Genomic DNA, 12,474 nt, shown 5'->3' with positions numbered 1-12,474 from the left:
GCTGGGCGCCGGCGACGACCGCGACCCGGGTGGTGGCACCCCAGCCGAGAGCCGCGGCCCGCGACTGGATCGAGTCGTCGGCGTCGCCGCGCAGGATCGCATCGACGACCAGCCCCTCGAGGCGGGCATCCCACGCGCCGCGCTGCTCCGCGGCGCGGGCATAGATGTGCGCGGCCCCGAAGGCCACATCGCGGCTGTAGCGCAGCATGGCTTCCAGCAACTCGGGCGCTGTCCCCGGGCCGACGAGTTCGGCCGCCCGGACCTCGACCACGTCGACCACGGAGCGGATCAGATCAAGGGTCTGGGCGAGGCTGATCGAGCGGGTCAACTCCGGCGGGGCAGCGTCGAAGAGGGCCTGCGCCGGGACCTGAACGGTGGACTCGTCACTGAGCCAGGCGACGAAGTTCTCGATCCCGCTGTGGGCCACGAGCGCAACCGACGCGCGGTCGCGGGCCGACAGCGCGGCATACCACCCGTGGCGCGCCTCGATGTCCGCCACGGCGGCGCGGACCAGGCTCGCGGTGTTCGCCGCGATCTCGCGGCGAGTCTTCGCGGGCAGGGCGGCGCGACGCGGCATACCCCGTAGCCTATTTGTACGGAGCCCACAATCTGCGGCCACCTCGGATTCGGCGGCGAATCGCGGCCCGGTCGGCGTGAGAGGCGAAGGCGCGTGTCCGGATCCTGAGATTTTTCCGGGCCGGGTCTTCCCTCGTCCTGCGCGGCGAGGTCTATGGTCGCGGCATCCCGATGACCTCATCCGCCTCGGTCCCGCCAGACATGACAACGTTGTCAGGCCGAGCTAGACCAGTCGTCCTCGGGAGTCAACGACGACGACTTACAAGGAGAACCCGACCATGTCACGACGACGATTGCGCCTTCCGGTTGTCACCGGCCTCGTGGGCGCCGGCACCACGCTGAGCCTCCTGGCGACGAGCGCTCAGGCGCTCCCGAGTGCGGTGGGCGACGAGCCCTATCGCCCGGCGATCCACTTCACACCGGCGCGCAACTGGATGAACGACCCGAACGGGCTCGTCTACTACAAGGGCACGTATCACCTTTTCTTCCAACACAATCCGCGTGGCGACCGGTGGGGAAACATGAGTTGGGGGCACGCGACCTCGACGGACCTGGTGCATTGGCGCGAGCAACCGCTGGCCATCCCGCAGACGCTGAACGCCGCCGGGGAAAGCGTGGAGGACATCTTCAGCGGCTCGGTGGTCGTCGACAAGACCAACTCGAGCGGCTTCGGCACGGCGACGAACCCGCCGCTGGTCGCGATCTACACCAGCGCCTACACCGACAAGCACCCGACGCTCGCCGGCAAGCAGGCGCAGTCCCTCGCCTACAGCACCGACGGCGGTATGACGTGGACCAAGTACGCCGGCAACCCCGTGCTCAACCGGGACTCGGCGAACTTCCGCGACCCGAAGGTCTTCCGCTACAGCGGACCCAAGGGCACCTACTGGGTGATGGCGGCGGTCGAGGCCCAGGAACACCGGGTCCTGCTCTACAAGTCGAGGGATTTGAAGAACTGGACCTACCTGAGCGACTTCGGTCCGGCGAATGCCGTTGGCGGGCAATGGGAATGCCCGGACCTGTTCCAGCTGCAGATCCAAGGGACGACGACGCGCAAGTGGGTCATGGTCGTCAACATCAACCCCGGCTCCGTGGCCGGTGGCAGCGGCGGGCAGTACTTCGTGGGCAACTTCGACGGTGAGCGTTTCGTCTCGGAGTCGACGGTCAGCGCGGACACGCTGCCGCCCGGCACAAGCTTCGCGAGCTTCGACGACGGGACCTATGGTGACTGGACCGTGTCCAACGAGCCGGGCAACTGGGCGAACGGGCCGTGGGGCGACGCCCCGGCCACGGGCACGCTGCCGGGGCAGAACCCGGTCAGCGGGTTCGTCGGATCGGGTCTGGTCAATGGCTTCCTCGATTACGACTGGCCGGTCGGCACGATGCGCTCACCGGAGTTCACGGTCGACGCGGCATACCTCAATTTCCTTGTCGGAGGAGGCAACCACCCGCATGTCGCCGGCACTCAGCTCAGCAACGACCCGCCGGCGGGCAGCCTGCTGTGGGACGGCTTCGAGTTCCCCGACGGCACCACGCTCGCCGACACCGGCTGGCAGGCCACCGGCGACTTCGCGACGGAGCCGTGGCGCAATCCGTCGACTGCCGGTGGCGATTACTACATCGGGCGCAAGCGGATCAACACCTGGGAGGGCGGCCCGCGCGGCGACGACAACCTGGGATCGCTGACCTCGCCCGCCTTCGAGATCACGGCCGACCACCTGAGCATGCTCGTCGGCGGCGGGCGCCGCACCGACGGCAGCCTCGAGGTGCAGCTGCTCGTGGGCGGCCAGGTCGTGCGCAGCCTCACCGGGCCGGAGGGCGGCGCGCTGAACTGGCGCAGCTGGGACGTCGCGGACCTGCGCGGGCAGCAGGCGCAGCTGCGGGTGTGGGACCAGGCCGCCGGCGGCTGGGGTCACCTGACCCTCGACCACGTCGTCATGGGTGACACCCCGGCGATCCCGCGCTCGGACGAGACGGCCGTCAACCTCGTCGTCGACGGCAAGGTGGTGGCGAGCGCGACCGGCGCCAACAGCGAATATCTCGACTGGCACTCCTTCGACCTGCGGCCCTACGCCGGGCGCACGGCATACCTCGAGATCGTCGACAACAACCGGTTCGGGTGGGGACACATCCTCGCCGACGAGTTCCGGTTCGGCTCGCAGCCGGCCGCGACGCGTGCCGAGAGCTACGACTGGCTCGACTGGGGCCGGGACTACTACGCCGCCGTCTCGTGGAACGACGTGCCCGGCGGCAAGCGCGTGATGATCGGCTGGATGAACAACTGGGACTACGCCAACGACATCCCGACCTCCCCGTGGCGCAGCGCAATGTCGCTGCCGCGCAACGTCTGGCTGGCGCAGACACCCAAGGGCCCGCGGATCGTCTCCCGGGTCGTCCCGCAGGCGGCAGCCTTGGGTCTGACCGAGCAGGCGTATGCCGCTCCGGCCCAGTCGGTCTCGGGCAGTCGCCTGCTCCCGAAGCGGGGAAGTGTGGCGCGCATCGACGCCGTGCTGCGGCCGGGCACGGCCACCCGGTTCGGGTTGACGGTCCACGGTGCCGCTGATGGCTCGGAGAAGACCGTGATCGGCTACGACACCACCACGGGCCGCCTCTTCGTCGACCGGACCGACAGCGGCAACGTCGGGTTCCACCCGGCCTTCCCCTCGGTCGAGGACGCCCAGGTCTCCCTGGTCGGCGGCAAGCTCACGCTGAGCGTTTATCTCGACCGCTCCTCCGTGGAGCTGTTCGCCCAGGGTGGGCGGACGGCCATCACCGACCAGGTCTTCCCGTCCGCGGGAAGCAACCGGATCGGGATGTGGGCCGAGGGCGGCGCCATGCGGGTCGAGAGCCTGAAGATCACTCCGCTCAAGGCCTCGATGTTCACCGGGCAGTAAGACGACAGATGATGGAGGCATGATCGAGCCGATCACGCCGACGACCCCGAGGCCGGTCCGCCGGGCCGTGCTCACCCAGTGGTGGCGCGACCTGGCGATCCTGCACTGGCCTGTCGCTCCGCACCTGGTCGCGCCGCTGTTGCCGCCCGGGACGACCCCCGACACCCGAGGAGGGGTCACCTATGCGGGCCTGATCGCCTTCGAGATGGATCGGGTCGGACCGGGTTTCGGTGTGCCTTTCTTCGGCCGGTTCCCGGAGATCAACGTCCGGCTGTATTCCGTCGACGGCCAGGGGCGGCGCGGAGTCGTCTTCTGCTCGCTGGAGGCGGCACGCCTTGCCCCGGTCATGGTGGGCCGAGCGCTGGGGTTGAACTACCGCTGGGCGCGCATGCGTATGACGCGCACCTCCAGCGGGGTCTGGAAACACAGCAGCCGCCGGATCGGCGGCTCGCCTGGGCGCTGCCGTCTGGCCGTCGAACCCCACGACGAGGTCGCCGACGACGATCTGACCCACTGGCTCACCGACCGTTGGGGCCTGCACGTGCGTCGCGTCGGACGCAGCCTCTATGTGCCCAACGAGCACCCGCCATGGCGGATCCAGACGGCCTCACTGCTCGAGCTGGACGAGACCCTGATCACCGCGGCGGGCCTGTCGGTGGACTCGGGGGCCCCGGTGAGTGTGGTGTATGCCAGCGGCGTGCCCGTGCGCTTCGGCATGCCCCGTCCGGTGTGACCGGGTCATCGTCGAACTCAGTCGGTGCCGAACTCCATGGCCGCGGCGTCGAGGGCGTCGTCGGTGGAGGGGTCGGTCGCCGGGTTGCTGGCGATCTGCGCCGCGCCGCCGGCCTCGAGCTGGCCGACGAGGACCTGCTGACCGCCGGTGAGCTGGCCCTGCGCGGCATACAGCTCCAGCTTGGAGCGGGAGTCGGCGATGTCGAGATTGCGCATGGTCAGCTGACCGATGCGGTCGACCGGCCCGAAAGCGGCGTCCTCGACGCGCTCCATCGACAGCTTGTCGGGGTGGTAGCTGAAGTTGTCGCCGCGGGTGTCGACGATCGTGTAGTCGTCGCCGCGGCGCAGGCGCAGGGTCACCTCACCGGTGATCGCGGACGCCACCCAACGCTGCAGGGACTCGCGCAGCATGAGCGACTGCGGGTCGAGCCAGCGGCCTTCATAGAGCAGGCGGCCCAGGCGGCGACCCTCGGCGTGATAGTTGGCGACGGTGTCCTCGTTGTGAACGGCGTTCAGGAGACGCTCGTAGGCGATGTGCAGCAGGGCCATGCCGGGGGCTTCGTAGATGCCGCGGGACTTGGCCTCGATGATGCGGTTCTCGATCTGGTCGGACATGCCCAGGCCGTGCCGGCCGCCGACGGCATTGGCTTCGCGCACGAGCGCCACCGGGTCATGGTCGGCGCCGTTGATCGCCACGGGGCGGCCCTGGACGAAGGTGATCGACACATCCTCGGTAGCGATCGACACGGCCGGGTCCCAGAAGCGCACACCCATGATCGGCTCGACGGTCTCGAGCGAAACGTCAAGGTGCTCGAGGGTTTTGGCCTCGTGCGTGGCGCCCCAGATATTGGCGTCCGTCGAGTAGGCCTTCTCCTGGCTGTCGCGGTAGGGCAGATCCCGCTGGCTGAGCCAGGCGCTCATCTCGTGCCGCCCGCCGAGCTCACCGACGAAGTCGGCGTCCAGCCACGGCTTGTAGATCCGCAGGGCCGGATTGGCGAGCAGGCCGTAGCGGTAGAAGCGCTCGATGTCGTTGCCCTTGAAGGTCGACCCGTCGCCCCAGATGCTGACCTGGTCCTCGTGCATCGCGCGCACGAGCAGGGTGCCGGTGACGGCCCGGCCGATCGGGGTGGTGTTGAAGTAGGCCTTGCCGCCGGAGCGGATGTGGAACGCGCCGCACGCGATCGCGGACAGTCCTTCCTCGACAAGGGCGCCCGTGCAGTCGACGAGCCGGGAGACCTCGGCGCCGTATTGGTCGGCGCGGCCGGGGATCTGGTCGATCTCCGGCTCGTCGTACTGACCCAGGTCGGCGGTGTAGGTGCAGGGGATCGCGCCCTTCTCGCGCATCCAGGCCACCGCCACCGAGGTGTCGAGACCGCCGGAGAAGGCGATGCCGACGCGCTCGCCTACGGGAAGTGAAGTGAGGACCTTGGACACGGGGGCCAGCCTAAGTCCCGCCCGGGGCGGCCCGGACCGCACGTCCAGAAAGCGCTCCACCGATCGACGTATCACGAGGACGATGGCCGCCTCTGTTGGCTTGGAGGTCGCACGACCCCGAGGCGGCCACGAGAGAGGAAGGCATCACGATGCAGCGCAGGAAGTTCATTGCGAGCGCGGCCCTGGCGGCGGCTATGACCGGATCGCTTGTTACGGCGGACGCGGCGACCGCGGTCCCCGAGTCGGGTCAGCGCGCCGGGTGGACCAGCACCTTCAACGGCAGCAAGGCGGGCTGGCAGAACGTCGTCGGCACCTGGGTGCTGAAACCGGGCAACCTCTACAACACCGGGATCGCGGGCAAGCGGACATCGGTCAAGCACATCAACAACTACACCAACTTCTACTACACGGTGCGGATGAAGCGGTGGGGCAACTCGACCGGCGTCGCGGCCAATGCCATCGTCATCCGAGGCAATCCGTCGTCGCGCGACGGAACGGGCTACTGGCGGCCGAGCTACTTGCTCCAATACAGCAACAACGGGTTCTACTCGGTCTGGCGGATCAACGCCGACGCCACTCAGACGGCGATCCAGGGCTGGACGCCAGTGTCCGGGGTCATCTCGAAGTCCGGCTACAACAAGCTAGAGGTGTGGGCCGGTGGCGATTCGCTCGACTTCCACATCAATGGCGTTCACCTGTGGTCGGGTTTCGACTCGGCGCTGACCTTCGGCAACGTGGGCGTCAGCCAGTACACCGAGCCCGGCAAGTGGTCGCAGACGTGGCTGGACTCGGCATCGCTGACCGTCGCCACCCGGGTCGCACCGCATGACCACGGCGCCGCCGGCACCCCGGTCAAGGGCGGCACGATGGACATGGCGCCCCGCTGAACCGGCCGCATACCCATGGACAACTGATCGGCCCCTGCTCCCCGGAGTGACCCCGCTCCCCGGCGTGGGGCCGATCTGCTTCCACGGCGATGCCAGACTCGTGCGATGGAGATCCTTGACGCCCTTGCGGCGGAAGAAGACCAACTCGCCGCGCTGCTTGCCGGCCTGACGCAGGAGCAGTGGGGGGCGGACTCGCTCTGCGCGGGCTGGAGTGTGGCCGACGTGGTGCTCCATCTGGCTCAGTGCGAGGAGGCCGTGATCGCCACGATTCGCGGCACCCCCGTCGACTGGGGCGGGCTCGGCGACACGGTCGGCGCTGCCATGGAGTCCGCGGTTAGCGCCGAGCGATCAGGTTCCGGCGCAGCGGTATTCGAGCGCTGGGAGCCCGCACGCGGGCAGGCCTTGACCGTGCTCCGGGCCGCAGACCCGGCCCGGCGCGTCGCGTGGGTGACGAACACCCTCCGGCCGGCGACGCTGGCGACCACTCGCCTGGCCGAGCACTGGGCGCACGCCCTCGACATCGCCGAACCGCTCGGCCTGCCTTATCCGGACACCCAACGGCTGCGCCACATCCTGTGGCTGGCGCACGCCACCCTGCCCTACGCCTACTCCGCCGCCGGGAGCACGGCCCCGTCGGTGCGGGTCGAGGCGGTTGCTCCGAACGGGCCCGCGTGGGTGCTCGGCCCGGATGATGCCGACGTCATGCTCAGCGGTCCGGCCGGTGATCTCGCCCGTATCGCCGCCCGCCGCCTGGACCCCGGTGACAGCGCCGTCCGGATCTCGGGGGCAGCCGCCGCCGAGGTGCTCGTCCGGATCCGCACCTACGCGATCTGACACGCGTGGTTTGGACGGTCGATAAGGTCCATGAGCGTTGAGGATCGCCAGCGGGGGGCGGATACTTGGCGGTGAGCAGGGTTCCGGCGGATCAGGAGGCAGCCCTGTGGAACCTCTTGTCCCCGTGATCGTCGCCCACCGCGGTGCGTGCGGCTATCTGCCCGAACACACGCTCGCGGCATACGAACTCGGCATCCGCCTGGGGGCGGACGCATTAGAGATCGACGTCGTGGCGACGAAGGACGGCCACCTCGTCGCACGCCACGAGAACGAACTGAGTGTCTCGACCGATGTCGCGACCCGCCGCGGATTCGCCGAGCGGCGCACCACCAAGCTGATCGAGGGCGCCGCGCAGGACGGCTGGTTCGCCGAGGATTTAACCCTCGTCGAACTGCGGCAGTTGCTGGCCCGTCAGCCGCTGCGCGGCCTGCGCAGCACCGCGCACGATGATGCGTATGCCGTGGCCAGCCTTCCTGAGATCCTCGCCCTCCGCTCCCGGCTGGCCGCCGAACTGGCCCGCCCGGTCGGGCTGAAACTCGAGGTGAAATCCCCGGCCCACTTCGCAGCGATCGGCCACCCGATGGCAGACCGGCTGATCACTGACCTCGATGCCGCGGGGATGCTCGGCGCGGACTCGCCGGTGGAGATCATGACCTTCGAGCCGGCATTCCTGCGCTGCCTGCGCGCCCGCGGAGTCGACAACGACCTGGTCCTGCTCGTCGAGGAAGACCCCACCCGCCCGGTCCCGGGGGAGGGCGAGACCACCTTCGGCGACCTGACCACACCGGCGAGCCTGGCCGAGCTGGCCTCGCTGATCACCGGGATCGGCCCCGGCCGGCACGCCCTCTTCAGCGGCCTGCCTGGGGGCCGGCTAGGGGAGCCCTTGCCCCTCTTCGCCGACGCCAAGGCGGCCGGCCTGCGCCTGGATTGCTGGACCTTCCGGGCCGAGAACACTTTCCTGCCAACCGATTTCCGCATCGGTGACGACCCGGCCGCCTATGGTGATATGGCGGGTCTCGTCGCGGCATACCGGGAGCAGGGCCTCGACACGGTGATCACCGACCACCCCGACCTGGTCATCCCCACACCCCAGTAGCCGCCGGTCAGCGAACAGCCGCCCCAGCCAGAGCTGGGGCGGCTGTTCGGGAACTCCGGCGACCTGCGTCAGGCGTCGCCGCCGGCATTGCCGGAGGCTCCGGCGGTGACATCGAGGAGGCGGTACTTCTCGGCCGCCTGGGCGGGCACCGACGCATCGATCTCGCCGCGCGCGGCGAGCGCCTGCAGCGCCCGCACCACGACGGACGGACCGTCGATGTGGAAGTAGCGCCGCGCCGCAGGGCGAGTGTCGGAGAAGCCGAAGCCGTCCGCGCCGAGGGAGTGGAAGTCGCTCGGCACCCACTGCGCGATCTGGTCCTGTACCGCCCGCATGTAGTCGGACACGGCGATCACCGGACCCGGCATGCCCGAAAGACGCTGCGTCACATACGGATCGGCGACCTGCTGCTCGGGGTGGAGGAAGCGCGTCCTGTCCACCTCGAGAGCCTCACGACGCAATTCGTTCCACGACGTGACCGACCAGACGTCGGCGTTGACGCCCCAGTCGTCGCGGAGCAGCTGCTGGGCCTCCATCACCCACGGGACGCCCACGCCGGATGCGAGCAGCTGCACCGACGGGTTGTTCTCCCGGCCGGACCGGTCGGCGTCCGCAAGCCGGTACATGCCCTTGACGATGCCCTCGACGTCGACATTCTCCGGCTCGGCCGGTTGCACCATCGGCTCGTTGTAGAGGGTGAGGTAGTAGATGACGTTCTTCTCGTCCCCGTCGCCGGTTTCGCCGTACATCTGCTCCAGGCCGCGCTTCATGATGTGCGCGATCTCGTAGCCGAACGCCGGATCGTATGCTCGCACAGCCGGATTCGTGGACGCCAGCAGGTGTGAGTGCCCGTCCGCGTGCTGCAAGCCCTCACCGGTCAGGGTCGTGCGGCCGGCCGTCGCGCCGAGCAGGAAGCCGCGGGACATCTGGTCCGCCGCCGCCCAGATCGAATCGGCCGTGCGCTGGAAACCAAACATCGAATAGAAGATGTACATCGGCACCATGGCCTCGCCATGGGTGCTGTAGGACGTGCCCGCCGCGGTGAACGCCGCCATCGAACCGGCCTCGTTGATGCCGGTGTGGACGATCTGGCCGGCCTCGGATTCCTTGTAGGCCAACATGAGGTCGGCATCCACGGAGCGGTAGCGCTGCCCGTGCGGGTTGTAGATCTTGATGGTCGGGAAGAAGGAGTCCATCCCGAAAGTGCGCGCCTCGTCGGGAATGATCGGGACCACGCGTTGCCCGAAGTCCTTCTCCCGCATCAGGTCCTTGAGCAGCCGCACCCACGCCATGGTCGAGGCGACCTGCTGCTTGCCGGAGCCCTTCTTGACCGCCTTGTAGGCGTCGTCGCCGGGCAGCTGCAGCGGGGCGTAGTCGACCTTGCGCCGCGGCAGCCCGCCGCCGAGCTTGCCCCGCATCTCGAGGGCGTACTGGATGGCCTCGTCCTCGGGGCCGGGGTGGTAGTAGGGCGGCTGGTAGGGGTCGGCCTCGAGTTGCGCGTCCGTGACCGGGATGTGCAGCGTGTCGCGGAAGCCCTTGAGGTCATCGAGAGTCAGCTTCTTCATCTGGTGGGTCGCATTGCGCCCGGCGAAGTGCGACCCGAGGGTGTAGCCCTTGATGGTCTTGGCGAGGATGACCGTCGGCTGGCCCTCGTGCTCGGTGGCGGCGCGGTATGCGGCATACACCTTGTGATAGTCGTGGCCGCCCCGCTTGAGGTTCCACCAGATCTCGTCGTCGGTCCACTTCTCGACGAGCTTGCGGGTGCGCGGGTCCCGGCCGAAGAAGAAGTCGCGGACGTACTTGCCGTCGTTGGCGCGGAAGGTCTGGTAGTCGCCGTCGGGCGTCTGGTTCATCAGATTGACCAGGGCGCCGTCGTGGTCGGCGGCCAGCAGCGGATCCCAGCCCCGCCCCCAGACGACCTTGATGACATTCCAGCCGGCACCGCGGAAGAACGCCTCGAGCTCCTGCATGATCTTGCCGTTGCCGCGGACCGGCCCGTCCAGGCGCTGCAGGTTGCAGTTGATGACGAAGGTCAGGTTGTCGAGCTCGTCGTTGGCCGCGGTCTGCAACAGGCCACGCGACTCGACCTCGTCCATCTCGCCGTCGCCGAGGAAGGCCCACACCCGCTGCTGCGAGGTGTCCTTGATGCCGCGATTGTGGAGGTACTTGTTGAACTGGGCCTGATAGATCGCGTTCATCGGGCCCAGGCCCATCGACACGGTAGGGAACTGCCAGAAGTCGGGCATCAGGCGCGGATGCGGATAGGACGGCAGCGCGACGGGCACGCCGTCGACGACGTGGCTGTGCTCCTGCCGAAACCCGTCGAGCTGGGTCTCCGTCAGGCGGCCCTCGAGGAAGGCGCGGGCATACATGCCGGGGGAGGCGTGACCCTGGAAGAAGATCTGGTCGCCGCCGCCGGGGTGCTCCGCGCCCCGCCAGAAGTGGTTCATGCCCACCTCGTACAGCGTGGCCGCGGACGCGTAGGTGGAGATGTGGCCACCGACACCGATGCCGGGCCGCTGCGCGCGGTGGACGAGCATGGCGGCGTTCCACCGGTTGATGCGGCGGATCTGCTTCTCGACCTTCTCGTCGCCCGGATACCACGGCTCGTGCTCGATCGGGATCGTGTTCACGTAGTCCGTCGTCGTCAGCGACGGGACCCCCACCTGCATCTCGCGGGACTTCTCGAGCAGGCGCAGCATGAGATAGCGCGCCCGCGCTCGCCCGCCCTCGTCGATGACGGCGGAGAGCGAGTCGAGCCACTCCTGGGTCTCGTCGGGGTCGATATCGGGCAGTCCGGTGGGAATGCCATTGAGGATGGGGCCTACATCCTGCGGTCCGGCCACGGTGTGATCCTCCTAGATCGGCGTCGGCCTCGGTGGGCGTACCCGCCCATCTTCCACCCGAACGTGGTGCCAGTCACAATCCGGGCTCGCATTTTTGGATGGCCGGTCAATCCCGCTCGCCGGTGCATCGCTCCCGCGGACCACCAGGCAGACTTGGGCCATGACGGTCGCCCTGTATGACGACACCCCAGGAATCGTGTGGCGTCCGGTGTCGCCTCGGCTGGCGAGCGCGCGCCGGATCGCCACCGTGGTGACGATGGCGCCGTTCCTCCTCGGCGCCCTGGCGCTGGCGATCTTCGTGACGCGCTGGTCGTGGGTCGCCGTGGCCGTGCTCCTCGCTCTGATCGTGCTCCAGGTCGTGCTCATCGGCCGGCAGGTCAGCGCCATCTCGTATGCCGAGTTGCCGGAGGAACTGGTGATCCGCCGGGGCCGCCTCTTTCGCCGGCTGGTGAGCATTCCCTACGGGCGGCTGCAGTATGCCGACATGGCCTCCGGTCCGCTGGAGCGCCACTTCGACCTGGCGAGCGTGACCATCCACACCGCCTCCTGCCGGTCGCCGAGGCCGAGGACCTGCGCGAGCGCTTGACCGCGCGCGGCGAGGCGCAGCGGGCGGGCCTGTGACCGAGCCCGCGATCCCCGATCCGACACCGCCGCCGGAGGAGGAGTGGCAGCGGTTCCATCCGCTGACCCCGCTGCTGCGCGGTGGCGTCGTGTTCATGGCGATCGTCGGTTATGTCATCAGCACCCAGACGGACCGCCTCTTCGGTTCCGACCCCGAGGACCCCACCCAGGGCCACCTCGGAATCGCCGCCGCCCTGGCCGGCGTCGTGCTCCTGGCGGTCATCGCGGGCAGTTGGGTCATCTGGCTGGCCTCGCGCTTCCGGATGGGCCGCACCACCCTGGAACTCAAGCACGGACTTGTCATGCGCCAGCACCGGCAGGTGCGCTACGACCGCATCCAGGCCGTCAATATCACCCGCCCGCTCTTGGCCCGGCTCGCCGGGCTGTCCGCGGTCAAGGTCGAAGCCGCCGGCGGTGCCGGCTCCAATATCGAACTCGCCTTCCTGCCCCAGGCGCGCGCCGAGGATCTGCGGATCGACCTGATGCGCCGCGCGGCGGTGGCGAGCGGCACCGTGCCCGCCTCCGCCGTCCCGGGCCCGGCCGCCGACGGGGACCCA

9 protein-coding genes and 1 pseudogene are annotated in these 12,474 nt (G+C 69.0%); 7 read left to right on the top strand and 3 right to left on the bottom strand.

The features are described from left to right. Positions 1–577, bottom strand: a pseudogene (locus BN11_RS23435) (PucR family transcriptional regulator); the annotation flags it as partial. 277 nt (positions 578–854) lie between these two features. On the opposite strand from BN11_RS23435, the gene BN11_RS05325 reads away from it, so the two are divergent. Next, positions 855–3,470, top strand: a complete 2,616-nt coding sequence (locus BN11_RS05325) for a GH32 C-terminal domain-containing protein (protein ID WP_048695428.1) — start codon at positions 855–857, stop codon at positions 3,468–3,470. A gap of 19 nt (positions 3,471–3,489) precedes the next feature. Beyond that, entirely contained in the window at positions 3,490–4,203 is a 714-nt protein-coding gene (locus tag BN11_RS05320) for a YqjF family protein (RefSeq protein WP_048695425.1), read from the top strand. Positions 4,204–4,220: 17 nt separating this feature from the next. Here the strand turns inward: BN11_RS05320 and argG are convergent, their stop codons facing one another. Next, complete coding sequence (gene argG / locus BN11_RS05315) at positions 4,221–5,636, bottom strand: argininosuccinate synthase (RefSeq protein WP_048695422.1); 1,416 nt, start codon at positions 5,634–5,636, stop codon at positions 4,221–4,223. Positions 5,637–5,785: 149 nt separating this feature from the next. Here argG and BN11_RS05310 point away from each other — a divergent pair, with 149 nt between their 5' ends. From BN11_RS05310 to BN11_RS05300, 3 genes are all read left to right on the top strand, one after another. Further along, complete coding sequence (locus BN11_RS05310; RefSeq protein ID WP_157043981.1) at positions 5,786–6,523, top strand: hypothetical protein; 738 nt, start codon at positions 5,786–5,788, stop codon at positions 6,521–6,523. 105 nt (positions 6,524–6,628) lie between these two features. Continuing rightward, the gene (locus tag BN11_RS05305) at positions 6,629–7,357 is read left to right on the top strand and encodes a maleylpyruvate isomerase family mycothiol-dependent enzyme (RefSeq protein WP_048695417.1); all 729 of its coding nucleotides are present in this window, start codon (positions 6,629–6,631) and stop codon (positions 7,355–7,357) included. Between the two features lie 106 nt (positions 7,358–7,463). Then, complete coding sequence (locus BN11_RS05300; protein ID WP_162213165.1) at positions 7,464–8,453, top strand: glycerophosphodiester phosphodiesterase family protein; 990 nt, start codon at positions 7,464–7,466, stop codon at positions 8,451–8,453. Positions 8,454–8,521: 68 nt separating this feature from the next. Here BN11_RS05300 and aceE read toward each other — a convergent pair whose 3' ends face one another. Continuing rightward, positions 8,522–11,296, bottom strand: coding sequence for a pyruvate dehydrogenase (acetyl-transferring), homodimeric type (aceE, locus tag BN11_RS05295; RefSeq protein ID WP_048695411.1), 2,775 nt, complete (start codon positions 11,294–11,296; stop codon positions 8,522–8,524). 160 nt (positions 11,297–11,456) lie between these two features. On the opposite strand from aceE, the gene BN11_RS05290 reads away from it, so the two are divergent. Next, a complete protein-coding gene (locus tag BN11_RS05290) occupies positions 11,457–11,882 on the top strand; it encodes a PH domain-containing protein (protein WP_235435375.1) in 426 nt (141 codons plus the stop codon). 31 nt (positions 11,883–11,913) lie between these two features. Beyond that, the coding region (locus tag BN11_RS05285) for a PH domain-containing protein (RefSeq protein ID WP_048695408.1) at positions 11,914–12,474 on the top strand (561 nt) is incomplete at its 3' end.

Source organism: Nostocoides australiense Ben110 (genome assembly GCF_001050535.1).
GTDB classification, from domain to species: Bacteria; Actinomycetota; Actinomycetes; order Actinomycetales; family Dermatophilaceae; genus Nostocoides_A; species Nostocoides_A australiense.
This window is presented reverse-complemented; position numbering and strand designations above follow the sequence as displayed.